This window comes from Natronospirillum operosum (assembly GCF_004768465.1).
In the GTDB taxonomy this organism is placed as follows: Bacteria; Pseudomonadota; Gammaproteobacteria; order Pseudomonadales; family Natronospirillaceae; genus Natronospirillum; species Natronospirillum operosum.
In genome coordinates, this window is sequence record NZ_SRMF01000004.1 from 63,034 (window position 1) to 85,566 (window position 22,533).

Below are 22,533 nucleotides of genomic sequence, written 5' to 3' on the forward strand. Positions count from 1 at the left end.
GGACTGCACTATACGAAATAGAGGGGCAGACAGTTTACCACAGAGCCGGGGTTGCTTTTTAGTCTTGGGTTAGTCTCGGGTACGCCATTGGCTGGTAATCCAGTGCACATTGCGCACCAGCTCCGGGCTGAGCAGTGACTCTGCTGCCTTCATTGCATCATGGACCCGATGATCGAACTGAATGCGGTTGTCGGCATCGGTCTGAATCACGGTGCGTTCGCGCAGGGTCTGCACAAACTGCTTGAACAGGCTCTTGTCGAAGAACTCGGGCGCATTCAGCCCGTTGAGTACCGACACCAGTTGCGCCACCTCCTGCGCCCGGGATTCCAGCTGGGCACCGCTGAGACTGGACTGGCCGCTGGCATCCAGCGTGGCCAGAGTCAGGTAGTAGCGCTCCAGAGTCGGCGTCATCAGTCGCCCCAGCTCCATGAAATGCACCAGCAGGTCTGGCTCGCTGGTGGCCTGCAGATGGCCGTCCGCTTCCACGATCAACCCGAGGTCGATCAGGGCCTCGATATAGTCATTGCCGTGCGCCACGGCCTCATCCACCGGCCAGTGCAGAAACAGCTCGTTGCGGACATAGGGGTAGATCAGGGCCAGTTGCTTGTGCATGGACTCTCGCGTCTTGCTGGTGCCATGGACCTGCAGGCTGCAGCAGATCAGGGCCGGCACCGCAAAGAGGTGCAGAATGTTGTTGCGGTAGTAGGTCATCAAGACTGCCTGATGGTCATTCAGGGCGTAGATGTCTCCCAGCGGCTGCTCGATTTTCTCCACCACCTTCATGTGGATGGCGTGATCCAGCCAGTCTGTAGGCTCACCGGGCGGGAAGGACATTTCCTGGCTGTAGGGCACGCGACGCAGAATATCGCAGTAGAGCGTCAGTTGCTGAATCAGACTCTGACGGTCCTGCGCATTGCGCGGGCTCGACAGTAGCACCATGGCCAGCAGATTGACCGGGTTCAGTGCCGCCGCCCGATTGATGCCCTGAGCTACCTGCTGGCAGAGCTGCTGCACGACCGGATTGATCCAGGCCGGCTTGTCCTCGCTGTCCAGCTCCGCCCGCCAGTTCGGGGCGGTTTCATCAACCAGGTGCTGCAGGTCGATGGGAGAGCCGAAGTTCAGGTGCACGGTGCCATAGTTCTTCAGCCGCCGCACAGTGCGCAGCAGGCCGAATACCGACTCGTTCTTCTTGGAACGACCCCGCAGTTCCTTCAGATAGCTGTTGGCCTCGAACACTTTTTCGTAGCCGATATAGACCGGCACGAACTTCATTGGCAACTGGTTGCCATCCTCATGCCCGCGCGCAAAGCTGCGCACCGTCATGCTCAGCATGCCGGCCTTGGGGGTCAGGGTACGACCGGTGCGGGAGCGCCCGCCCTCGACAAAGTATTCCACCGGAAAGCCGCGACTGAACATCTGGTACAGATATTCATTGAAGACTGCGGTATAGAGCTTGTCGCCGCGGAAACTGCGGCGCATGAAAAAGGCGCCGCCGCGCCGCAGTACAGGACCCACAATCGGCATGTTGAGGTTCTTGCCAGCAGCGATATGGGGCAGGCTGAGCCCCTGATGATACAGGCAGTAGGACAGCAGCAGATAGTCGATATGGGAGCGGTGGCAGGGCACATAGACGATGGCGTTGTCCTGAGCCGCCTCCTTGATCATGTCGATATTGTGTACCTTGACGCCGTTGTAGATGCGGTTCCAGAGCCAGGACAGGAAGATGTCCAGCACGCGCACGGTCGGATAGGAAATATCCGCCATGATTTCTTCCAGATAGATCACAGCCTTCTGGCGGGACTTTTCCAGTGTGCTTTTCTGCGTCCGTGCATGCTGGGTGATGGCCTGGCGCACCGGCGGCGAGTGGACAATCTGCGTCAGCAGGGTACGGCGGTGCGACAGATCCGGCCCCAGCACCCGGTGCCGTACTCGGTTGAAGTGCACTCTGAGCACCCTGTGAGCCTTGCGGCTGGTCCGTTCCACCGAGGCCGTATTCTGCATCAGCTCGCGCAGCGACAGCGGGGCATTGACCTCGACAAAGGTCGCCCGGCCGTTGAACAGCACGGTAAAGAACTTGCGTACCGGGCCCGGAATGGACCAGCGGTCGGAAAACAGGATGCGAAACAGCGAGCTTTCCTTGTTTGGCGAGCGGCCCCAGAACACACTGATGGGTACCAACTGGTAGTCCAGCGTGCTGTCTGCATGTACCTGCTGACACAGCTTGACCAGAGGGGTTGGCTCCTGCCGGCGTTTCAGGCGGCGCTGGTGGCGCTGCTTCAGTTCCAGCGCGACCAGAGGGCGATGGTCCGCTTCGGCATGCAATGCGGGCAACCGATGCCGGGCCAGAAAGAGGTCGGCGGCCAGACTGTCGGATGTGCTCTCGCGCCGCAGAACATAGATAACCGGGTGTCTGGTATTCAGTTCGGGCAGGCTGGCGCCGGCCTGATTGTCGAAGCGGATCCACAGGGCAAGCAGTTTTTTGAGCAGTCTGTACATCAGTCAGTATCCGGCAGCCTTGGCAGTCAGAACGCCTCAGTAGTGAGGCGGCGGTGCATTGTCGATTTCAGGGGCCATTTGTGCGTTGACCTGCTGCACCTGGTCTTCCAGTTTCTGCAGGCGGCGCTGATAGTGACGCAGGGCGTCATCCTGCTGGGCCACTACCTCGTTGAGCTTTTCCAGCAGGTCATCCTGGAAAGCCAGGCGGGTTTCCAGTTCAGTCAGCCGGTGCTCTGCGGACACTCCGTCCTGATGGTTGGTCATTGGTGCGTTTGCCCTCAAGGTGCGCTTTTTGGCATTATGCTTTGTCGCACTGTCAAGGATAACACGGCCTCCCGCAGTTTGCGTATGTCCGGGTCGTGGACAGTGTCGGTACGGTGCACAGGTTTCATGCACTTGTTTTTTCAGTCTCAGTTCAGTCTTACAGGGTATTTGAGCAGCTTATGATGAATCTAGTAACGTTCCTGATCCGGGCCCTGGTGGGCCTGGTTGCGGCACTGGCGGTGCCGTTCGTGGTCGCTTTCTGGCAAGGCAGCCCGGAAGCCGGTGTAATGGCCGCAGAAGGTTTTTGGGCGACGGTCGCAAGTATCTGGGCCTTGATCATGCTGGTGCAGTTGGTGATTCACTTTCTGCCGCTGGAAGCGGTGGCGGATACCCGGGAGGAGGGTATCGTCAAGTGGTTCAACGGTGCCAAGGGTTTCGGGTTCATTACCCGGGACAATGAAGAGGATGTATTCGTGCATTTCCGCTCGATCCGCGGGCGCGGCCATCGGACGCTGCACGAAGGTCAGCGCGTGCGTTTCGGTGTGGTGGAAAGTGCCAAGGGCTTGCAGGCAGAAGACGTCAGCGTCATTCGGCACAGTTGACGTCGCGCGGGGCGGTTCAGCCGGCCCAGCGCCAGACAATCTGCCCCAGCAGCAGCCAGGGGCTCAGGGGCTCGCTGCCCTTGACCGCGGAATCCGTGCGTTGCAGCAGGGCCAGAATGCCCTGCCAGCGCGCCGGGCGGACCCGGTTGGCGGCCTGTTGTGCCAGGATCTGACGCTGGCGAAAGATACGCAGGGCCTGACAGGCGTTGGCCGGTGACTCGCCGGCACGCAAGCGGCCCTGCAGGGCCATAAGTGTCCTGGCTTCCCGGGTCAGCGTCCATTGAATCACCAGCGGCTCCACACCTTCGCTCTGCAGGCTGTCCAGAATGCGCTGGCTGCGCGCCAGATCCCCCGCATGCAGGGCATCGACCAGATCAAAGACACTGAAACGGGCATTGTCCACCACAGCGTCCAGTACCTGTTCGGTAGTGATCGGTGCCTGATCAAACAGCAATGACAGCTTCTGCAGTTCCTGGCGCGCGGCCAGCAGGTTGCCATCGGTACGTTCGGCCAGCAGTTCGACCGCCTCCGGCTCCAGCTGCAGGCCCAGCAGCCGGGCGCGCTGGGTCAGCCAGCCCGGCAGTTGCTGGCGACCGACCGGCCAGGCCGTGATCACGCCGGCCGGCTGACTCAGGGTGCGGAACCATTTGGCCTTGCGGCTGCTGTTGTCCAGTACGGCGCCGCTGATCAGCAGCAGGTTGTCGGGATGCGGAGAAGCCGCATATTCGGCCAGCGCGACCTGCCCGGCCTTGTCGGGCTTGCGCTCCAGTTGTACCTCGATGATCTGGCGATCACTGAACAGCGACATGGCCTGATTGGCCGCAACCAGTTCCGACCAGTCGAACTGGGCATCGGCGTGCAGGATGCGGCGCTCGGTGAAGCCCAGTTCACGCGCCCGTGCGCGGATCTGATCCAGCGCTTCCTCGATCAGCAGGGGTTCCTGACCGGTGACCACATAGATGGGCTTCCAGTCCTGCTGCAGATGACCACTGAGCTGTTCCGGGCGAATGTCCATGGTCTGGGTCCCTGGCGCCGCTTCAGCCGGCCACGACGATGTTGACCAACTTGCCGGGCACCACGATCACGCGCTTGATGTCCTTGCCGTCGGTGAACTTGCGTACATTGTCGGCGTCCTGAGCTGTAGCCTCAATGGTCGCCTTGTCAGCATCGGCGGGCATGTCGATACGCGCCCGCACCTTGCCGTTGACCTGCACCACATAGGTGATCTGGTCACGCACCAGGGCGCTTTCGTCGACCTGGGGCCAGGTGTGCTCGACCACCAGATCATCATGGCCCAGTGCCTGCCAGAGCGCATGGGTAATGTGCGGTGCCACCGGTTGCAGCATCAGCACCATGGCTTCCAGCGTTTCGCGCACCACCGGCCGATCTTTGGGCCGGTCAGCGGGGAAACGATTCAGCGTGTTGAGCAACTCCATGATGGCTGCAATGGCGGTGTTGAAGGTGAAGCGACGGTCGAAGTCGTCCGTTACCTTCTGAATGGTTTCATGCGTCTTGCGGCGCAGCGCCTTGGCCTCATCCGACAGTTGCGCTGGAATCGGATCACCCTTGCCTTCGGTTTGCACGGCATGCACGGCACGCCAGAGGCGCTGCAGGAACTTGTGTGCCCCCTGAACGCCCGAGTCGACCCACTCCAGCGTCTGTTCCGGCGGTGCGGCGAACATGGAGAACAGGCGCACCGTATCGGCACCATAGGTGGCGATGGCGTCCTGCGGGTCCACGCCATTGTTTTTCGACTTGGACATCTTGGTCATGCCGGCATAGACCAGGGTGTCGCCGGTGCTTTTCTGCTGCACCTGGACAATCTGCCCCTTGTCGTCGCGCTCGATGATGACATCCTTGGGTGAAATCCACTGGCGGGCACCATCGACAATCTTGTAGTAGCTCTCGGCCAGCACCATGCCCTGACAGAGCAGGCTCTCGAAGGGCTCGTCGCACTGCACCATGCCCTCGTCGCGCATCAGCTTGTGGAAGAAGCGCGAGTACAGCAGGTGCAGGATGGCATGTTCGATACCGCCCACATACTGGTCGACCGGCAGCCAGTAGTTGGCTTCCTCGGGGTCCACCATGCCTTCGGTGTAGTGCGGGCTGGTGTAGCGGGCGTAGTACCAGCTTGATTCCATGAAGGTATCGAAGGTATCGGTCTCGCGCTCGACCGGCTGGCCGTCCAGCTCGTCCTGACGCCATTCGGGATCTGCCTTGAGCGGTGACTGCACGCCGTCCATGACCACGTCTTCCGGCAGCAGAACGGGCAGCTTGTGGGCCGGTACCGGAATCTCGCCGCCATCGGGCAGGTTGAACATCGGAATCGGCGCGCCCCAGTAACGCTGCCGCGAGACGCCCCAGTCGCGCAGACGATAGTTGACCGTGTGTTTGCCCTTGCCGGCCTTTTCCAGGTATTCGGCAATGGCATCGAAAGCGGCTTCGGAGGTCATGCCGTTGTAGTCGCCGGAATTCATGACGATGCCCTTGGCACTGTAGGCACTTCGAGCCAGATCGACAGTGTCGTCGCTGCCCGCAGCAGGTCCGATTACCTGCCGGATGGGCAGGTCATACTTGGTGGCAAATTCCCAGTCCCGCTCGTCGTGGCCCGGTACGGCCATGATGGCGCCGCTGCCGTAATCCATCAGCACGAAGTTGGCGATCCAGACCGGTATCCGGTCGCCGGTCAGAGGGTGAATGGCGTACCGGTTCAGTGGCATGCCTTTCTTTTCCATGGTCGCCATGTCGGCTTCCGAGGTGGTGGAGTGCTGGCATTCGTCGATAAACGCCTGCAGTTCCGGGTTGTCGGCGGCGGCCTCGGCGGCCAGTGGATGGCCTGCGGCCACGGCCATGTAGGTGACCCCGAACAGCGTGTCCGGCCGGGTCGTGTACACCGACAGGCTTTGTTCACTGCCTTCCAGCTCGAATTCGAGATCGACCCCCTCGGAGCGTCCGATCCAGTTGCGCTGCATGGTCTTGACCTGTTCCGGCCAGTTGGGCAGCTTGTCCAGATCGTTCAGCAGTTCTTCGGCGTACTCGGTGATCTTGATGAACCACTGCGGAATCGCCTTGCGCTCGACCGGCGCCCCGGAGCGCCAGCCGCGCCCGTCGATCACCTGTTCGTTGGCCAGTACCGTCTGGTCCACCGGGTCCCAGTTCACGGTGGCCATCTTCTTGTAGACCAGCCCCTTCTCGTACAGACGGGTGAAAAACCATTGCTCCCAGCGATAGTAGTCGGGGCTGCAGGTGGTGATTTCCCGCGACCAGTCGAAACCGAAACCCAGCAACTTGAGCTGCTCGCGCATGTAGTCGGTATTGGCATAGGTCCACTTGGCCGGTGCTGTCCTGTTCTGAATGGCGGCGTTTTCGGCCGGCAGACCGAACGCATCCCAGCCCATGGGGTGCAGCACATTCTTGCCCAGCATCTTCTGGTAGCGTGCCATGACATCGGAGATGGTGTAGTTGCGTACATGCCCCATATGCAGGTGACCGCTGGGATAGGGGAACATGGACATGCAATAGTACTTTTCGCGGCTGCTGTCCTTGACGGCACGGAACACCTGGTTCTCTGCCCACAGCTTCTGGACTCCGGGTTCAATGTCACGGGGAGAATAGTTGGCTTCCATAGGGTTCAGTTCACTTCTCTCGGTTCGGGTCCGCGCGGCTTGCCGCCGCCGGGTGCGGAAGGTTGTTGTCTGGTGCGCAAGGATACCCGAGACGCGGGTTTATTTCGACCAGTAGCCGCGAGCCAGGGCGACCAGAACCGTCAGCATGGCGAGCAGCCAGACCAGGCTGTTGCCCCAGCGCTGATAGGGGGTCTGACCGGTGCGCAGAAACAGCTGACCGCTGACGGTGGCGACTTCGAACTGGGGTGTTCGAACCAGCAGTTGGCCATGATGGTTGATCAGAGCCGAGATGCCGTTCTGGGTGGCGCGTACCATGTCGCGCTGGTTTTCTATCGCCCGGGCGCGGGTGATCTGCAGATGCTGTGCCGGCGCCAGGCTGCGGCCGAACCAGGCATCATTGCTGATCACCACCAGCAGGTGGCTGTCGGCGGCCTGCTGGCGTGACAGGCCGGGGTAGGCCGCTTCATAGCAGATCAGAGCGCCGATCTGCCAGCTGTCCTCGCCCAGTTCCAGCTGCAGCGGTGACTGTCCTGCCGGACCTGGTGAAAAGCCGGACATGGGCAGGTCGAAGAAGGCGATCAGACCCTGCAGCAGCCCCTGCAGCGGCAGGTACTCGCCAAAGGGCACCAGGTTCTGTTTGGCATAGTCGCCCCGGGCAGCACCGAAGCCACGCATGGCATTGTAGTAGTCGCTGCCTTCGCCCCACAGGGGCAGCCCGGCAATCAGTCCCTTACCATTGGCCCGCAGCTCGGTATCCAGGTCATGCAGATGATTCGGAATATCTTCCGGGAAGGCGGTGATGGCGGTTTCCGGCCACACCAGCAGCTCAGCCTCCGGGTGCTGGCTGTTCAGGCGCTGATACAGGCGCAGATTGGGCACAATCTGCCGCTGCTGCCATTTGATGGACTGATCAACATTGCCCTGCATGGCAGCCACCATCAGGGGGGTCTCCCGGGCCGATTCGGTATAGTCGCGGTCGAGCAGGGCGGCGCCACCGCCCCAGGTCAGCAGCAACAGCAGTACCGGGGTGATTGCACTCATGCGCACGGACGGACGCCACTGCCAGAGCGCAGCGGCACAGGTGAGCAGCAGAAAACCGAGCAGAAAGACACCCCCGACCGGCAGCCAGCCGCGCAGCACGGTGTCAGTGCCAATGGTACCCCAGAGCAACCAGGGCATGCCGGTAAACAGGGTGCTGCGCAGGCCCTCGAAGGCCAGCCAGAGGACCGGGTACAGCAGCCAGTGCACGCGCAGCCAGCGCCGCAGGAGCGCCGGCAGCCCGGCCTGCAGCGCAAACAGGAAGGCCATGGCCAGACAGAAACTGACCGTCAGCACCAGCGAGATCCAGACCGGGGTCTCGACCGTGCGCATGGAAAAGTAGACCCAGGAAATACCGGTACCGAAGAAGCCGGCCCCGAACCACCAGCCGTGCCAGAAAGCCCGGCGCGGTGCCTGGTCCGCTGTCAGCCACCAGAACAGCACCGGCAGGGCCAGGGCCAGGGGCCAGACATTGAAGGGCGCAAATATCAGCGGCACCAGAGCACCGCCAAACAGCAGTGCTGCTCTTGCCGCGATGGGCTGTTGCTTCAAAACGGAGTTTATCTGAGCTGCCAGAGCCATTACCATGCCGTTCCTGCCGGGCCGCAAATGGCGCACATCATCGCCTGCTCCCGGTAACAAAGCAACCTGATGCCAGCGGGCTATCCGCAGGCACTCGCTAAAGGACGTGTAAACGCCATGCCCTACAACCTGCCTTCACTGCAGCCGGTCATGCCGGACTTTCGGGGTTACCGGTATCCGCATCTGGGCCAGCTGTGGGAGCGTTTGACGGCGGAGCCCGAACTGCCCCAGGTCGACCGCTGGCTCAGTCAGCAATTACGCAGTCAGAAGCAGTTTGGTCGGCAGGACCGCCTGTTCTACGCTGATGCCCTGTTCACCGTGATGCGCTACCTGCTGCCGCTGACGCTGCTGGAGGAGGGGTATCAGCGGCAGGTCAGCGACATGGCTGCCTATGCGCTGGAGCGTGATGCCGAACTGGCAGGCGACCGGATCTGGCAGGCGGCACGTGAGCTGCCGGCCTCCGTCCTCTGGTATTGGCTGATTCAGCTCCTGCCCGGTACGGCGGAGTACCCGCGCGAAATAGAAGATGAACCCTTCCGCACGCCCTATTGGGAGCGGGTGCAGGCGCAATGGGCGGCGGATGAGCGGCTGGCCTGGCTGCTGGACGGTTGGCGACCGGCCTGGCACGACTGGCTGGCCGAGCGTCAGCAAGCCAGTGGCTGGACGGCAGAGCAGGTGGAGCGGTTTTGCACCGGGCAGAACATCCGTCCGCCGCTGTGGCTGCGGGTGCAGAAACCGGCCCAGGCTGCTGCCGTGGAGCAGGAACTGAAACAGGTCGGATTTACCGTGGATGCGGACGAGGATGCCCTCAAGGCTCGGGGTGGGCGCAGCATCTTCCAGACCGCCGCCTTTCGTCTCGGTGGTATCGAAATTCAGGACTGGGCCAGCCAGCAGATCAGCCGCGCCGTGGGTGCCCGGCCCGGTGAACTGATCTGGGACGCCTGTGCTGGTGGCGGCGGCAAGACGCTGGCACTGGCCAGTCGCATGAACAATCTGGGCGCCATTACCGCGACCGACATCCGCGCCTGGAAGCTGGAAGAACTGAAACGTCGGGCCAAGCGTGCCGGCTGGTTCAACATTCGGCGCTTCGAGTGGGATGCAGAGGCACCGTTGAAATTGCCGCGGGAGGCGCGCCAACAGGGTGGGTTTGACCGCGTACTGGTCGATGCGCCCTGCACCAGTGCCGGCACCTGGCGCCGCAACCCCGACGCCCGCTGGCGCCTGAGTTCGCATCAGGTCGCAGAGCTGACCCGCCTGCAGACCCGCATTCTGGATCAGGCCGCACCGGCAGTGCGACCCGGTGGCACCCTGGTCTACGCGACCTGTAGTTGGCTGACGGCAGAGAACGAACAGTTGGTCATGGCCTGGCTGCAGCGGCAGCCGGAGTTCAGGCTGAGTCATCAGCAACTGGTCGGTTTTCCGGAGGCGGATGCGGATACCATGTATTACGCCGTATTGCGCCGATCCGAAGCGCCTGCTCAGTAACGACTTTGCGGGATCAGGGTGATGACCCGAGCCGGTGCCAGGTCCGATTCGAGACGGGTCAGCAGGGCCTGGCAGGCCATGCCGCCGACCACACAGTGAATGCCTTCGCCGGGCGCCAGGTCGAGCAGCCCGGCCGGCATCAGGTCATGCACATTCAGTTCGCTACTGTGCTCCGCAGTATGCAGCAGCCGCCGGGCATAGGCGTTGGCCAGCGTGATCCGGCCATTGTCACTCACCTGCAGTACTCCCAGAGGCAGAGCATCAAGCAGTGCACGCAGGGCGGTGTCGGACGAGTCGGTTGCAGTAGAGTCAGTCATAAGGCATCTGCAGCTTGAATTCTGCGCGTCATGCCAAGTATAGACCAGGGTGTCAAACCGGAACCGGTGCCGACGTTTCGATTTGTAGCGCCGGGGTGGTCCAAACGGCCTGGGGTGTCAGAAAAGCAGCGTCATCAGCCGCCGTTGATAACGGGCCACCAGGGCCTTGTCCGGGCACTCGCCAAAGAGTTGCTGCATATCCTGCCGCCCCTGGTTGTTGTTCCAGTCCATATCCTGCCGCAGCAGGTCCAGCAGCAGCTCGAAGGCGCGCTCGTATTGTCCGGCCTGAGCACAACCCATGGCCAGAGCGTGTGCGCTGGCCGGGCCCGGGTCGGCCTGATAGCTGGCTTCCAGCAGGTCCAGTTCCGCGTTTTGTTCGGGTGGTGATTCCGCTTCCACCGCCTCCTCTGTGGCCTCTGTCAGCGGGCCGAGGTGCTCGTCCAGAAAGGCCTCGACCTCGGACTGACTCTTGGCCCCGGTAAAATGGCCCGCCAGTGCACCGTCAAGCACCAGCACCACGGTTGGCAGGCTGCGCACCCCGAACTGGGCGGTCAGGCCCTGCTCGGCATCGGCATTGACGCGAGCCAGTACAAAGCGATCCGGCTGGGCCTGTGCCAGCCCTTCCAGAATCGGCATCAGGTTCTGACAGGGGCCGCACCAGTCCGCCCAGAAATCGACCAGTACCGGCTTGGTGCGGGACTGCTCGACAATGTCCTGCATGAAGGTCTGTTCAGTGACATCGATGATATTGTCAGCAGTGGAAAAGGTGGCTGCGCTCACTGGCCGGGCTCCCGCAATTGATTCAGATCAATAAAATATGAACCGGCGCCTTGAATGCATCTTTGGTGCGGTTCTCCGGTTGCTATTTTACGCGCCAGCCGTAGGATGGAAACCAGAAACTTGCAGTAAGCGTAAAAGCTGCTGCGTATCGAAGCTCCGAGCCAGGGGCGCCTGTACCGCCAGTTCTCTGGCGGATGGACCTCTGGCCTCATGCCAACCGTTGCGGTGGGCGTGACAGGGTGCAGGGTGGAAACGCTCGCGCCTCCCGACACTTGGAAAGGGGTTCAATCATGTTTGCCGACTCGTTCGGGCGCCGGTTCTATTACCTGCGTCTCTCGGTCACGGAAATTTGCAATTTCCGCTGTACCTACTGCCTGCCGGATGGCTATGACGGCCCGCCTGCCTCCGCATTTCTGCGCCGTGATGAATTGCGCCGGCTGATGGCTGTCTTTGCCCATTACGGTACCCGCAAGATCCGCCTGACCGGTGGTGAGCCCACCATCCGCAGGGACCTGAGTGAGCTGATCGGTGACGCCCGTCAGACCCCCGGTATCGAGCGTGTAGCCGTCACCACCAATGGTTATCGTCTGCCCACGCATGTGGCGTCCTGGCACGCTGCCGGCCTGGATCAGATCAATCTCAGTATCGATTCACTTGACCCGGACCAGTTCCAGGCCATAACCGGGCATGACCGCTTGCGCGAGGCACTGGAAGGCCTGGATATGGCGCTGACAGCGGGGCTGACCGTCAAGGTCAACGCCGTCTACATGCGTGGCGTCAACGACCGTCTGGGGCATTTTCTGCACTGGCTGCGCGACAAGCCGGTCACCATGCGCTTTATCGAGGTGATGGAAACCGGGGCCGACCCGGGTTTCTATGAGCGTCATCATGTGCCGCTGAGCAATGTGCGCCAGCAACTGCTGCTGGAGGGCTGGCAACCACTGGTGCGGCGGCAGGATGCCGGCCCGGCGCAGGAATTCTGGCACCCGGACTATGCCGGGCGCATTGGCCTGATCATGCCCTACAGTCCCGATTTCTGTACCACCTGCAATCGGCTGCGGGTATCGGCCCAGGGCAAGCTGCATCTGTGCCTGTTCGGTGATCACGGCTATGACCTGCGGCCCTGGCTGCAGCATGATGATCAGCGTGAAGACCTGGCTGCTGTCATCCAGGCGGCGCTGGGCGACAAGAAGGCTACCCATGGGCTGCATGAGCGGGATACCGGAATTACCCGGCATCTGGCCATGCTGGGCGGATAGATTGGCGGTAGACAGTATGCAGATCAAAAGCCATGAGTGGGTAGGCATTGTACTGGCAGGTGGACGCTCCCGGCGCATGGGCCAGCCCAAGGCGCAGTTGCCCTGGCCCGGTGCAGCGGGCACCCACTCCTGGCAGGATCATGCGGTGACCTGCCTGCAGCAGGTCTGCGCTCATGTCCGTGTCAGCGGCGCGGCCGAACTGCCCGACCTGCACCCCGGGCAACCCGGCCCTCTGGCGGGCATTGCGGCAGCACTGACGGCCTTCCCCGGCCAGCACTGCCTGTTCCTGCCGGTGGATATGCCCAGAGTCACCCGGGCGGACCTGACGGCCCTGCAGGCGGTCGATACCGCCCATGCGGCCTACCGGGACAGCCTGTTTCCGCTGGCCCTTTACTCGACCCCGGATTGTCTGCACAGAGTGCAGGCAAGATTGTCTGCACAGACCCCGCAGGCGCGATCCGTGAAGGCGCTGGTCGCCGACCTCGGTGCTGAACTGAGCTGGCTGAACGCAGCTGAACCGCAACGGTTGTGCAATATCAATACGCCAGAGGACCTGAAGACTCTGGCCCAACTGCAAGACTGAACTGAGGATTGTCTGCCATGAGCAATCATGCTGCTGCTGAATTCGAGCCCCTGAACATGGCCGTACTGACGGTGTCGGATACCCGCACCGCTGCCAATGATACCTCCGGTGATCTGCTGGCCGAAAAGCTGCAGGCCGCCGGCCACCATCTGCAGGCCCGCGAGTTGGTCAGGGATGATGTCTATGTGCTGCGTGCCGTCATCTCCGGCTGGATTGCCGATCCGGCTATCCAGGCCGTGCTGGTGACCGGTGGTACCGGCCTGACCGGTCGGGACTCGACGCCGGAAGCTCTGCTGCCGCTGTTCGACAAGACCGTTGGTGGCTTTGGCGAACTGTTCCGCCATTTGTCGTTGGCCGATATCGGCACGGCAACCGTGCAGAGTCGCGCCCTGGCCGGTCTGGCCAACCGTACCCTGGTGTTCTGCCTGCCCGGGTCGACCGGCGCCTGCCGGCTGGCCTGGGAGGGCATCCTGGCAGAACAGCTGAACAGCCAGACACGACCCTGCAATTTCGTGCCCCATGTGCGGGCCCCGAAGGAGGCTGCCCATGGCTGAGCTGACGCACCTGAATGCGGCCGGTGAGGCCAGCATGGTCGATGTGTCGGCCAAGGCTGTTACCGCACGCGAAGCTCGGGCCAGTGGCTTTGTCAGCATGCAGCCGGAGACTCTGGATCTGATCGAGCAGGGCGGTCACAAGAAGGGCGATGTGCTCTCCGTGGCCCGCATTGCCGGCATTCAGGCGGCCAAGAAAACAGCCGATCTGATTCCGCTGTGTCACCCGCTGGCGCTGAGCAAGGTGCAGGTCGATTTCGAGATTGATCGTGCACGCGGCGGCGTCGCCATTCATGCGCTGTGTCGTCTGAGTGGCCAGACCGGTGTCGAGATGGAGGCCCTGACGGCGGCGTCGGTGGCCGCGCTGACGCTGTTCGACATGTGCAAGGCGGTTGACCCGGGCATGGTCATCGGGGACCTGCGGGTACTGGAAAAGCAGGGTGGCAAGAGCGGCCACTGGCAGGCCCAGCAGGCAGACATGAAAGACGTGGCAGAGCCCGGAGGTCAATCATGACGTCGGCAGCCGAGCCCTCCACCGCCGCCGTAACCGTGCTGTTTTTCGCCCGTCTGCGTGAAGAGCTGCCGCAGCCCCGCCTGCACTGGCCCTGGTCCGAAGCGGGTACGGTCAACGAGTTGCGGCGCGATATTGCCGCGCAGGGTAATGATTGGGCCGCGCTGACGGAGGACCTGCTGGTCGCCGTGAATCAGGAAATGGCCGGGCCGGAGCAGACCGTGAAGCCGGGCGACGAAGTGGCCTTCTTTCCGCCCGTGACCGGAGGCTGACCATGACTCCGGTCGATCATGTGCAGGTACAGGAAACGGACTTCTCGGTGGCTGCGGAATACGAGCGGCTGACCGCTGCCAACACCGAGGACGGCGCCGTGGTGACCTTTGTCGGGCGTATGCGCGACTACAATCAGGGTGATCGAGTGCAGTCCCTGTTTCTGGAACATTACCCGGGCATGACCGAGCGTGCACTGCAGGCTTTGGTGACCGAAGCGCGCGCCCGCTGGCGTCTGGGCCGGGTGGCCATCATTCATCGGGTCGGGCGTCTGGTGCCGGCGGACCAGATCGTCTGGGTTGGTGTGACCAGCCCGCACCGGGGAGAGGCCTTTGCTGCCGCCGAATACCTGATGGATGCGCTGAAAACGCGCGCGCCCTTCTGGAAGAAAGAGCAGACCGAGCAGGCCGAGCGTTGGGTCGAGGCGCGAGAGACCGACGAGCAGCGAGCCCGTCGCTGGGAACCCTGATTTTCGGGTAGAATGGACACAGGCGGTCGAGCTCAGACCTGTTGTTCCAAATCTAAAAAGGGAGAATTGATCTTTGGCGAACGATCACCAGACCATCCGCAATCTGTTCAATGACTGGAATCAGGCGCTGGCCAGTGGCGACCCCGAGCAGGTGGCGGCTCTGTATGCCGATGATGCAGTACTGCTGCCCACCGTTTCGAACCGGGTGCGCACTGACCGGGCGGGCATTCGTGACTACTTCATCGACTTCCTGCAGTTGCAACCACAGGGCGAAATACAGGAAAGCCATGTGCGTGTGCACGGCGACCTGGCCCTGCATTCGGGCGTCTATCTGTTCACCATGGGGGCTGACAACAGCCAGGTCTGGGCGCGTTTTACCTTTGTATACCGCAGCCGGCAGGACCAGTGGGAGATCATCGAGCAACACTCGTCGGCCATGCCCGAGGGGTGACGCCGGTGGTAGTGGCCGGTTCGGTTTATCTGAGCCGTGGTATCAACAACGATGATGGATGAGGACAAGCTGATGAACCTGCAGGACCTGCGGCGCGAATATTCCCAGGGCACACTGGATAGCGGTGACCTGGACCCTTCGCCGTTCAAGCAATTCAACCAGTGGCTTGAGCAGGCTCAGCAGGCCGGTTTCAGCCCGGATGCCTCGGCCATGGTGGTGGCCACCGTGGGGGACGATGGGCAGCCCAGCCAGCGCATGGTGCTGCTGAAGCAGCTCGATGAGCGTGGCTTCGTGTTTTTCACCAATCTGGAAAGCCGCAAGGCCCGTGAAATTCAGCACAACCCGCGCACAAGCCTGCATTTTCCCTGGCACCCGATGGAACGTCAGGTGATTGTGTACGGCCAGGCAGAGTCCCTGTCAGTTGATGATGCCCGGCGATATTTCCAGTCCCGCCCCAGGGCCTCGCAGATCGCGGCCTGGGCTTCGCAGCAGAGCCGCAAGGTGGCTTCAAGAGCAGCGCTGGAGCAGGCTGTGGCGGATATTGAAGCCCGCTATCCGGGCGAGGAGCCGCTGCCGCTGCCGGAATTCTGGGGCGGCTTTCGAGTGGTGCCGCAGCAGATCGAGTTCTGGCAGGGCCGGCGCAACCGCCTGCATGACCGGCTGGTCTACACCCGCCAGGACAACGATGCCTGGCAGATCGAGCGGCTGCAGCCGTAGCGGCCGTGAGCCGCCGTCCTTCAGTTCATGTGCCGGGTCAGGACGCCGACATCCAGTACCGGTGAGGCGTCCAGTTTCTCTGCGTTCATCAGGCTGGCGACGCGCTGCAGCGCCGCCACGATCATGTTCTGCTCCCAGCTTTCCAGGCGATCAAAGCGCTCGATAAAACTCTGCTGCAGCAGCGTAGGGGCGTTGTCCAGCACTTCGCGACCGGTCTCTGTCAGCCACAGATTGACCTTTCGCTTGTCATGCTCGTCGCGCTGCCGCTCGATATAGTGGCGGTGTTCCAGGCGCTCCACGATATTGGTTACCGTGGCCGGACTCAGCGCCACTTCTTCGGCAATCTTCGATGTGTTGTGAAAGCGCCCCGAGCCGATGGCGTTCATGATCAGAATCTGTGCCGAGGTCATCCCGGAATATTTGACCAGTTGCCTGGAATGCACATCCGTGGCTCGGATGATGCGCCGGATGGAGGCAATCACCTCACGGTGCTTGTCTTCGTTCATGCTTTGTCCTCGACGAGGGGCGACCAAAGGCCCCATGGCTGGCGTTGGTATCATGTCTAACTATTTTTACTCGAAACAGACTGAAGCTGCAATTACTTTCAGTTGAATGTATTTACGTGGACCCTGCAAAAGACAGCCAGACAGTCAGGGTCAGCTATTCTGGCCCAGAGTGTTCGTTTTCCGCGTCATTCAGGGCCTTTCAGGCTGTTTGTCAGCCTGGAGGTCATGGCGCCTGTTGGTCAATTATCAACCAAATGTATGTCTGAAATCAAGATCAGTTCAACACAAATAATTTGACATCGAATGAATGATGGATAGAATTGTGCAGCAACTTAGCGCAGAAAAGCTGCATATAATCTTTCATGGACAAGCCAATCAGTTTGCGTAACCCCAAACCCGAGGACGGCCCCCGGGTTTCAGATCTGATAGCCAACTGCCCCCCGCTGGACGAGAACTCCCGCTACTGCAACCTGCTCCAGTGCAGCCACTTCAGTGACACCTGTGTGTCGGCCTGGATGGGTGACGAGCTGGTTGGCTTCGTATCCGGTTATATTCCGCCCCGGCAGCCGGACACCTATTTCCTCTGGCAGATTGCCGTCGCCGCTGCCGCCCGCGGTCAGAACCTGACCCAGCGCATGCTGGATTTTGTGCTCGAACTGCCGGCCTGCCAGCAGGTGACACAGCTGCAGACCACCATCACCGACGACAACGAGCCGTCGCAGCGTGTGTTCGCCAAGCTGGCCAAACGCCGGGATGCGGACATTCGCCATGAGCCATTTTTCACCCGTGAGGTCCATTTCGACGACCATCACGATACCGAATACCTTTACACAATCGGCCCTTTCAAGTAGGCCAGGAGGACAGCAACCATGGGTATCTTCAAAGACGTTGAATCGAATGTTCGGTCTTATTGCCGGAGCGTTCCGTGCGTCTTCAAGTCTGCCAAAGGCAGCGTCATGACCGACGTTGACGGCAATGAATACCTGGATTTCCTGGCGGGCGCCGGCACCCTGAACTACGGACACAACAACCCGGTACTGAAAGCGGCGCTGCTGGAATACATCGAAAGCGATGGCGTGACCCACGGGCTGGATTTCCATACCGATGCCAAGGCGAAATTTCTGGAAACCTTCCAGCGTGTCATTCTGGAACCGCGTGGTCTCAATCATGTGGTCATGTTCCCCGGGCCGACCGGCACCAACGCCGTGGAAGCCGCTCTGAAGCTGGCGCGCAAGGTCACCGGCCGGCATACCATTGTATCGTTCACCAATGGTTTCCACGGGGTGTCCATGGGCGCGCTGGCCGCGACCGGCAACCAGCATCACCGCCAGGGCGCGGGCATGCCGCTGGATGGTGTGTTCCGTCTGCCGTTTGAAGGCTATATGGAAGGCCTGGACGGCCTGGCCCTGTTCGAGAAGATGCTGAACGACAACAGCTCCGGCCTGGATCTGCCGGCTGCTGTGATCGTGGAAGTCGTACAGGGCGAGGGTGGCCTGAACGCCGCTTCCGACGAGTGGCTGGTGCGTCTGGAAAGCATCTGCCGCAAGCATGACATCCTGCTGATTGCCGATGCCATTCAGGCCGGCTGTGGCCGTACCGGTACCTTCTTCTGTTTCGAATCCAGCGGTATCGAGCCGGACATCATTACGCTGTCCAAGTCTCTGAGCGGTTATGGTCTGCCGTTTGCGGTGACGCTGATCCGTCCGGAGTTGGACAAGTTCGAACCCGGCGAGCACAACGGCACCTTCCGGGGCAACAACCATGCCTTTATCACGGCCCGGGCTGCGCTCGAGCACTACTGGGGCGATCTCAAGTTCGCCGAGGCCGTTCAGGCCAAGGGCAAGCACCTGCGGGCGCGTCTGGACAAGATGGCCGAAGGCACACCATTGTTCTTGAAAGGGCGCGGCATGATGTCCGGCCTGCAGTGCCCGGATGGCGACATTGCGTCAGCCATTACCGCGAACTGCTTCCGCAAGGGGCTGATCATCGAGACCAGTGGGCCGGAAGATGAAGTGGTCAAATGCCTGGCGCCGCTGACCACCACTATGGAAGAACTGGATCGGGGCCTGGATATTCTGCAATCGGCTATCGTCGAGCAGAACCTGACCCGTGGTGCCGGCAGCCCGGCCTGAAGTGAACGCTAGTGCGGGTGCTGTAATGAGGCTGCGTGTGCAGCCTCATTGATTTGTAGTCGCAAGGCCATCAACAGAGGCCAAACAACGAATGCTGAGCTATCCTGATCAGTAAAGCACATGGGCCAGGCGCGGTCGGAAACGGGGCGTGTGGCCAGGAGGACCAAGAGCAATGAGTGAAGAAGCTGCCCAGCAACAGCAATCAGCCAGTCAGCGCCTGAGTGTGGAGAAGATTGGCGGCACGTCGATGAGCGAATACGCGGCCGTGCGTGACAACATCATCAAGTATGATCCGGACCGCCTGTACAACCGCATTTTTGTCGTGTCTGCCTATGGCGGGGTAACCAACCTGCTGCTGGAGCACAAGAAGACGGGTGAGCCCGGTGTCTTCGAACTGTTCGCCAATGATGATTCGGACTGGGCCTGGGGTGATGCCCTGACCCGGGTCAGCCAGCACCTGTGCGAGATCAATGCCAAACTGTTCGAAGACACGCCGCTGTTGCAGCAGGCCGATCAGTTTGTGCGCGAGCGCGTCGAGGGCGTACGCAGCTGTCTGCTCGACCTGCAGCGCCTGTGCAGCTATGGTCACTTCCGGCTCGACGAGCACCTGCTGACCGTGCGTGAACTGCTGGCCTCGCTGGGTGAAGCCCACAGCGCCTACAACATGACGCAGTTGCTGCAGCTCGAGGGCATCAATGCCCGTTTTGTCGATCTCACCGGCTGGCGGGACGAGCGCGAACTGACTCTGGTCGAGCGCATTCAGGATGCATTCCGGGATGTGCAGACGGACAGTGAACTGTCTATCGTCACCGGCTATGCCCACTGTACCGAAGGCCTGATGCGCACCTTCGATCGCGGCTACAGCGAGATCACCTTTGCCACCATTGCCTGTGAAATGGATGTTGATGAAGCCATCATTCACAAGGAATACCACCTCAGCAGTGCCGACCCCAAAGTCGTCGGCGATGGCAAGGTAGTACCCATCGGGCGCACCAACTATGACGTGGCCGACCAGCTCAGTAATCTGGGCATGGAGGCCATTCACCCCAAGGCGGCCCGGGGCATGCGCCAGCGTGATATTCCGCTGCGCGTCAAGAACACCTTCGAACCGGAGCATACCGGTACGCTGATCACCCGTGACTACACCAGTGAAACCCCGCGCGTGGAAATCATTGCCGGCCAGCCACACCTGCTGGCGATCCAGATCTTCGATCAGGACATGGTCGGTGACCGTTCGCGCTATGAAGAGCGCCTGCAGGACATGATCAAGCGCTTCAAGCTGCGTGTACTCGGGCGGGATTCCAACGCCAACACGCTGACGGCCTACGTCGATTGCAGCCTGAAGACGGCCAAGAAAGTCGCCGACAACTTCAGCGAACGCATTCCGTCGGCACAGATCACCTCCAAGAAGGTGGCGGTGGTGTCGGCCATCGGCAGCGATATGGAAGTCACCGGACTGCTGGCCAAGACCGTGAAGTCGCTGGCTGACCGGGAGATCAATGTACTGGCTATTCACCAGGGTATGCGACAGGTGGACATTCAGATTATTGTGGAAGAAGATAAGTACGTAGAGTCCGTGAAGGCACTTCACGGAGCACTTATCGAACCACATAATCATGAGTACGCCATATGCGCAGCCTGACAGGGAAACTGTTCTCTGCGATGACGCTACTGGCCGCCTTCGGGGCGGCCAGTGTCGTTCTGGGACAGGACATGGCGCCCGGCGGTGGGCTGGAACTGGACAGCAGTCTCTACCAGCCGCCAGAGGGTGATCAGCAAGTCCGCGAGCACATCGAACAGCTTGATGAACCGCTCTACACCCCCTTTGTGGAGCGCTATCTGCTCGATGAAATCCGCAGTCTGCGCCTGGAACTGGCGCAGACCCAGGTACGGATGACCGAGCAACTGACCGACCGTCAACTGAACACCATGGACCGGGCCATGTCCTACACCACGGACACTGTCACCTATTTCTTCTATCTGATTGCGGCGGCGTCTTCGGTACTGATTATTGCCGGCTGGAAATCACTGCGCGATATCCGACTGTCGGTGCGCAAGCAGGCCAAGGCCGAGATTGGTCAGGTGATTCAGCAGTATGAGCAGCGTCTGGCCGACCTGGAGCAGGATCTCAAGAGCACCAGTCAGCGCATCGAGGTGAATGCCGACGAGATCGAGCGTACCAACGAGATTCATGCGCTCTGGCTGCGCGCCAGTCAGGAGCGCAGCATTCCGACGCGGATTTCCATCTATGACCAGATTCTGGCCATTCGTCCGCGCGATGCCGAGGCGCTGACCTACAAGGCCGATGCCGTGCTGGATCTGAACGAACCGCAGTGGGCCATCAACCTCTGTCAGCTCGCACTGGGGGCCGACCGGGACTATGCCCATGCCTATTATCAGTTGGCCTGCGCCTATGCCATGATGGAGCGTACCGAGGAGGCCATCCAGTCGCTGCACAAGGCGATTTCGCTCAACGAGTCCTATCTGGAAGAAGCCCAGAGCGAGCAGGTGCTGCAGGTCATTCTGCCGCAGTTGCAGGACTCGTCGGAGTAAACCAGCCCAGAGCCGGGTCGAACGGTACCACGGTGACCGGGTCGCCGGGCTGTATGTCACCGCTTTCGGCGGGTAGCACCGCATAGGCATTGGCCTGGGCCAGGGACCACAGCATGTGCGACCCCTGTCCGGAAGCCGGGCGCACACTGTGCTCGCAGCGCCCGTCAGCCGAGACGGTCTGGCTCAGCACGGCACGCTGAAAATCCAGCCGACCGGGTTTCTTGCGCAACGGCTCCGCAGCCGGCACGGTCAGCGTCAGCGGTGCCGTTACCGCCGCACCACTGAGTTTGCCCAGTGCCGGTACCAGCAACTGATGGGCCGTCACCAGCGCCGACACCGGGTTGCCGGGCAGGCCGAAGAACCAGCCCTTGCCCAGGCGACCAAAGGCCACCGGCTTGCCCGGCTTGATGGCCACCTTCCAGAAATCGATGTCACCCAGTTCCTGTAGAATGTCCCGGGTATAGTCCGCAGCCCCCACCGAAACCCCACCGGTCGACACCACCAGATCGTGCGTCCGCATGGCGCCGGCCATGCATTGGCGCAGTGCGGTTGGGTCGTCGCGCACTATGCCCAGGTCCGTGATCTCGACCGGCAACGGCCGCAGCAGCAGACTGATCGCCAGCCGATTGCTCTCGTAGATGTCACCCGGGGCCAGCGTCTCGCCGGCCTGGCGCAGTTCATCTCCGGTGGCCAGCAGGGCTACCCGCAGCCGGCGGACCACGGTGACTTTCGACAATCCCAGGGCGCCCAGCAGGGCCAGGTCCGTGACCTGCAGGCGCCGCCCGGCCGGCAGCACCTCGGTGCCGGCTGTCACATCATCGCCGGCCGGACGGATATTGTTGCCCGGCGGGCACTCTGTGTTCAGCCGCAGGCGCTGGTCGGCAGACTGTTCGGTCTGCTCCTGCATGATCACCCGGTCCGCCCCGGGCGGTACCACGGCCCCGGTCATGATGCGCAACGCTTCCCCGGGCCGGAGGGCGCCGTTCCAGGGTGCGCCGGCCAGCGCCTCACCCCGAATGTCGTACTCGGCCCCGGCGGGGGCATCTCCGGCAGCCAGCGCATAGCCGTCCATGGCCGAGTTGGCGGCCGGTGGCAGGCTGACGGGTGCCTCTACGGGGGCCTGCAGCACACGGCCCAGAGCATCCGGCAGTGGCACGGATTCGCCTTCCGTGCAGGGAGTGAGCGCAGCCAGCAGGCGCTGGCGCGCCTCGGCAAAGGGCATCATGGGGTGTTGAGCGGCCATGGCGGTTCCTATCAATGAATATTGGTGTACAATCGCGTCTGGAAGTTATGCAATCGAATGCATAGCCCTGTCACAGCAAGCATTTACCATAGCACCGT

The 22,533-nt window shown here is 61.6% G+C and carries 23 protein-coding genes and 1 riboswitch; of the genes, 14 read left to right on the top strand and 9 right to left on the bottom strand.

What is annotated here, in order from left to right:
* Window positions 1-69: 69 nt before the first annotated feature.
* Together plsB and E4656_RS11545 are read right to left on the bottom strand one after the other, a co-directional pair.
* Window positions 70-2,496 (bottom strand): glycerol-3-phosphate 1-O-acyltransferase PlsB, encoded by a 2,427-nt coding sequence (gene plsB, locus E4656_RS11540; RefSeq protein ID WP_135483432.1) that lies wholly within the window; start codon window positions 2,494-2,496, stop codon window positions 70-72.
* A gap of 36 nt (window positions 2,497-2,532) precedes the next feature.
* A complete protein-coding gene (locus tag E4656_RS11545; RefSeq protein WP_135483433.1) occupies window positions 2,533-2,760 on the bottom strand; it encodes a SlyX family protein in 228 nt (75 codons plus the stop codon).
* A gap of 182 nt (window positions 2,761-2,942) precedes the next feature.
* On the opposite strand from E4656_RS11545, the gene E4656_RS20630 reads away from it, so the two are divergent.
* A complete protein-coding gene (locus E4656_RS20630; RefSeq protein WP_276605971.1) occupies window positions 2,943-3,362 on the top strand; it encodes a cold-shock protein in 420 nt (139 codons plus the stop codon).
* 16 nt (window positions 3,363-3,378) lie between these two features.
* Here the strand turns inward: E4656_RS20630 and holA are convergent, their stop codons facing one another.
* The 3 genes from holA to lnt all read right to left on the bottom strand — a co-directional run bounded on the left by holA (window position 3,379) and on the right by lnt (window position 8,608).
* Window positions 3,379-4,377, bottom strand: a complete 999-nt coding sequence (gene holA, locus E4656_RS11555; protein WP_135483434.1) for a DNA polymerase III subunit delta — start codon at window positions 4,375-4,377, stop codon at window positions 3,379-3,381.
* Between the two features lie 22 nt (window positions 4,378-4,399).
* On the bottom strand, window positions 4,400-6,988 hold the full coding sequence (gene leuS / locus E4656_RS11560) for a leucine--tRNA ligase (protein WP_135483435.1): 2,589 nt from the start codon (window positions 6,986-6,988) through the stop codon (window positions 4,400-4,402).
* Window positions 6,989-7,087: 99 nt separating this feature from the next.
* Window positions 7,088-8,608 (bottom strand): apolipoprotein N-acyltransferase, encoded by a 1,521-nt coding sequence (gene lnt, locus E4656_RS11565; RefSeq protein ID WP_167856037.1) that lies wholly within the window; start codon window positions 8,606-8,608, stop codon window positions 7,088-7,090.
* Between the two features lie 117 nt (window positions 8,609-8,725).
* On the opposite strand from lnt, the gene E4656_RS11570 reads away from it, so the two are divergent.
* Window positions 8,726-10,093 carry an RsmB/NOP family class I SAM-dependent RNA methyltransferase gene (locus E4656_RS11570; RefSeq protein ID WP_167856038.1) on the top strand — a complete coding sequence of 456 codons (1,368 nt, stop codon included), beginning with the start codon at window positions 8,726-8,728 and terminating at the stop codon, window positions 10,091-10,093.
* On the opposite strand, the gene E4656_RS11575 is transcribed toward E4656_RS11570, so the two are convergent.
* Both E4656_RS11575 and E4656_RS11580 read right to left on the bottom strand, forming a co-directional pair.
* Window positions 10,087-10,410 carry a PAS domain-containing protein gene (locus tag E4656_RS11575; protein ID WP_135483438.1) on the bottom strand — a complete coding sequence of 108 codons (324 nt, stop codon included), beginning with the start codon at window positions 10,408-10,410 and terminating at the stop codon, window positions 10,087-10,089. The two genes, E4656_RS11570 and E4656_RS11575, sit on opposite strands and share 7 nt — an antisense overlap.
* A gap of 117 nt (window positions 10,411-10,527) precedes the next feature.
* Window positions 10,528-11,190: a tetratricopeptide repeat protein gene (locus E4656_RS11580; RefSeq protein ID WP_135483439.1), complete on the bottom strand. Its 663-nt coding sequence runs from the start codon at window positions 11,188-11,190 to the stop codon at window positions 10,528-10,530.
* Between the two features lie 142 nt (window positions 11,191-11,332).
* A riboswitch (molybdenum cofactor riboswitch) is annotated at window positions 11,333-11,489 on the top strand.
* Between E4656_RS11580 and moaA the strand changes: the two genes are divergently transcribed.
* From moaA to pdxH, 8 genes are all read left to right on the top strand, one after another.
* The gene (gene moaA, locus E4656_RS11585) at window positions 11,481-12,449 is read left to right on the top strand and encodes a GTP 3',8-cyclase MoaA (RefSeq protein ID WP_135483440.1); all 969 of its coding nucleotides are present in this window, start codon (window positions 11,481-11,483) and stop codon (window positions 12,447-12,449) included. (Overlaps the previous riboswitch by 9 nt.)
* 16 nt (window positions 12,450-12,465) lie before the next feature.
* Window positions 12,466-13,032, top strand: a complete 567-nt coding sequence (gene mobA / locus E4656_RS11590) for a molybdenum cofactor guanylyltransferase (RefSeq protein WP_167856039.1) — start codon at window positions 12,466-12,468, stop codon at window positions 13,030-13,032.
* Window positions 13,033-13,049: 17 nt separating this feature from the next.
* Window positions 13,050-13,586, top strand: a complete 537-nt coding sequence (moaB, locus tag E4656_RS11595) for a molybdenum cofactor biosynthesis protein B (RefSeq protein ID WP_135483442.1) — start codon at window positions 13,050-13,052, stop codon at window positions 13,584-13,586.
* The gene (moaC, locus tag E4656_RS11600; RefSeq protein ID WP_135483443.1) at window positions 13,579-14,097 is read left to right on the top strand and encodes a cyclic pyranopterin monophosphate synthase MoaC; all 519 of its coding nucleotides are present in this window, start codon (window positions 13,579-13,581) and stop codon (window positions 14,095-14,097) included. Before moaB ends, moaC begins: the two co-directional genes overlap by 8 nt.
* Window positions 14,094-14,366 carry a molybdopterin converting factor subunit 1 gene (gene moaD, locus E4656_RS11605; protein WP_135483444.1) on the top strand — a complete coding sequence of 91 codons (273 nt, stop codon included), beginning with the start codon at window positions 14,094-14,096 and terminating at the stop codon, window positions 14,364-14,366. The genes moaC and moaD overlap by 4 nt, the downstream gene beginning before the upstream one ends.
* 2 nt (window positions 14,367-14,368) lie before the next feature.
* Entirely contained in the window at window positions 14,369-14,833 is a 465-nt protein-coding gene (moaE, locus tag E4656_RS11610) for a molybdopterin synthase catalytic subunit MoaE (protein WP_135483445.1), read from the top strand.
* A 73-nt stretch (window positions 14,834-14,906) separates the two neighbouring features.
* Window positions 14,907-15,284 carry an SgcJ/EcaC family oxidoreductase gene (locus E4656_RS11615; RefSeq protein ID WP_205849190.1) on the top strand — a complete coding sequence of 126 codons (378 nt, stop codon included), beginning with the start codon at window positions 14,907-14,909 and terminating at the stop codon, window positions 15,282-15,284.
* A gap of 51 nt (window positions 15,285-15,335) precedes the next feature.
* Entirely contained in the window at window positions 15,336-16,001 is a 666-nt protein-coding gene (pdxH, locus tag E4656_RS11620; RefSeq protein ID WP_240753971.1) for a pyridoxamine 5'-phosphate oxidase, read from the top strand.
* Between the two features lie 20 nt (window positions 16,002-16,021).
* On the opposite strand, the gene E4656_RS11625 is transcribed toward pdxH, so the two are convergent.
* The gene (locus E4656_RS11625) at window positions 16,022-16,507 is read right to left on the bottom strand and encodes a MarR family winged helix-turn-helix transcriptional regulator (protein WP_135483446.1); all 486 of its coding nucleotides are present in this window, start codon (window positions 16,505-16,507) and stop codon (window positions 16,022-16,024) included.
* A 362-nt stretch (window positions 16,508-16,869) separates the two neighbouring features.
* On the opposite strand from E4656_RS11625, the gene ectA reads away from it, so the two are divergent.
* The 4 genes from ectA to E4656_RS11645 all read left to right on the top strand — a co-directional run bounded on the left by ectA (window position 16,870) and on the right by E4656_RS11645 (window position 21,192).
* Window positions 16,870-17,358, top strand: coding sequence for a diaminobutyrate acetyltransferase (gene ectA / locus E4656_RS11630; RefSeq protein WP_135483447.1), 489 nt, complete (start codon window positions 16,870-16,872; stop codon window positions 17,356-17,358).
* A gap of 18 nt (window positions 17,359-17,376) precedes the next feature.
* On the top strand, window positions 17,377-18,639 hold the full coding sequence (gene ectB / locus E4656_RS11635; RefSeq protein WP_135483448.1) for a diaminobutyrate--2-oxoglutarate transaminase: 1,263 nt from the start codon (window positions 17,377-17,379) through the stop codon (window positions 18,637-18,639).
* 172 nt (window positions 18,640-18,811) lie between these two features.
* Complete coding sequence (locus tag E4656_RS11640; RefSeq protein WP_135483449.1) at window positions 18,812-20,281, top strand: aspartate kinase; 1,470 nt, start codon at window positions 18,812-18,814, stop codon at window positions 20,279-20,281.
* Window positions 20,269-21,192, top strand: coding sequence for a TPR end-of-group domain-containing protein (locus E4656_RS11645; RefSeq protein WP_205849191.1), 924 nt, complete (start codon window positions 20,269-20,271; stop codon window positions 21,190-21,192). The genes E4656_RS11640 and E4656_RS11645 overlap by 13 nt, the downstream gene beginning before the upstream one ends.
* Here the strand turns inward: E4656_RS11645 and moeA are convergent.
* Window positions 21,158-22,435: a molybdopterin molybdotransferase MoeA gene (moeA, locus tag E4656_RS11650; RefSeq protein ID WP_135483450.1), complete on the bottom strand. Its 1,278-nt coding sequence runs from the start codon at window positions 22,433-22,435 to the stop codon at window positions 21,158-21,160. The two genes, E4656_RS11645 and moeA, sit on opposite strands and share 35 nt — an antisense overlap.
* Window positions 22,436-22,533: the final 98 nt, after the last annotated feature.

Bases quoted from the DNA above. Each gene is read 5' to 3' on its own strand.
- moaC (WP_135483443.1), top strand. From the start codon at position 13,579: ATGGCTGAGCTGACGCACCTGAATGCGGCCGGTGAGGCCAGCATGGTC.
- moeA (WP_135483450.1), bottom strand. From the start codon at position 22,435: ATGGCCGCTCAACACCCCATGATGCCCTTTGCCGAGGCGCGCCAGCGC.
- moaE (WP_135483445.1), top strand. From the start codon at position 14,369: ATGACTCCGGTCGATCATGTGCAGGTACAGGAAACGGACTTCTCGGTG.
- ectB (WP_135483448.1), top strand. From the start codon at position 17,377: ATGGGTATCTTCAAAGACGTTGAATCGAATGTTCGGTCTTATTGCCGG.
- pdxH (WP_240753971.1), top strand. From the start codon at position 15,336: ATGATGGATGAGGACAAGCTGATGAACCTGCAGGACCTGCGGCGCGAA.
- E4656_RS20630 (WP_276605971.1), top strand. From the start codon at position 2,943: ATGAATCTAGTAACGTTCCTGATCCGGGCCCTGGTGGGCCTGGTTGCG.
- E4656_RS11575 (WP_135483438.1), bottom strand. From the start codon at position 10,410: ATGACTGACTCTACTGCAACCGACTCGTCCGACACCGCCCTGCGTGCA.
- lnt (WP_167856037.1), bottom strand. From the start codon at position 8,608: ATGGCTCTGGCAGCTCAGATAAACTCCGTTTTGAAGCAACAGCCCATC.
- E4656_RS11645 (WP_205849191.1), top strand. From the start codon at position 20,269: ATGCGCAGCCTGACAGGGAAACTGTTCTCTGCGATGACGCTACTGGCC.
- moaD (WP_135483444.1), top strand. From the start codon at position 14,094: ATGACGTCGGCAGCCGAGCCCTCCACCGCCGCCGTAACCGTGCTGTTT.
- E4656_RS11570 (WP_167856038.1), top strand. From the start codon at position 8,726: ATGCCCTACAACCTGCCTTCACTGCAGCCGGTCATGCCGGACTTTCGG.
- plsB (WP_135483432.1), bottom strand. From the start codon at position 2,496: ATGTACAGACTGCTCAAAAAACTGCTTGCCCTGTGGATCCGCTTCGAC.
- mobA (WP_167856039.1), top strand. From the start codon at position 12,466: ATGCAGATCAAAAGCCATGAGTGGGTAGGCATTGTACTGGCAGGTGGA.
- E4656_RS11625 (WP_135483446.1), bottom strand. From the start codon at position 16,507: ATGAACGAAGACAAGCACCGTGAGGTGATTGCCTCCATCCGGCGCATC.
- holA (WP_135483434.1), bottom strand. From the start codon at position 4,377: ATGGACATTCGCCCGGAACAGCTCAGTGGTCATCTGCAGCAGGACTGG.
- E4656_RS11640 (WP_135483449.1), top strand. From the start codon at position 18,812: ATGAGTGAAGAAGCTGCCCAGCAACAGCAATCAGCCAGTCAGCGCCTG.
- leuS (WP_135483435.1), bottom strand. From the start codon at position 6,988: ATGGAAGCCAACTATTCTCCCCGTGACATTGAACCCGGAGTCCAGAAG.
- moaA (WP_135483440.1), top strand. From the start codon at position 11,481: ATGTTTGCCGACTCGTTCGGGCGCCGGTTCTATTACCTGCGTCTCTCG.
- moaB (WP_135483442.1), top strand. From the start codon at position 13,050: ATGAGCAATCATGCTGCTGCTGAATTCGAGCCCCTGAACATGGCCGTA.
- ectA (WP_135483447.1), top strand. From the start codon at position 16,870: ATGGACAAGCCAATCAGTTTGCGTAACCCCAAACCCGAGGACGGCCCC.
- E4656_RS11545 (WP_135483433.1), bottom strand. From the start codon at position 2,760: ATGACCAACCATCAGGACGGAGTGTCCGCAGAGCACCGGCTGACTGAA.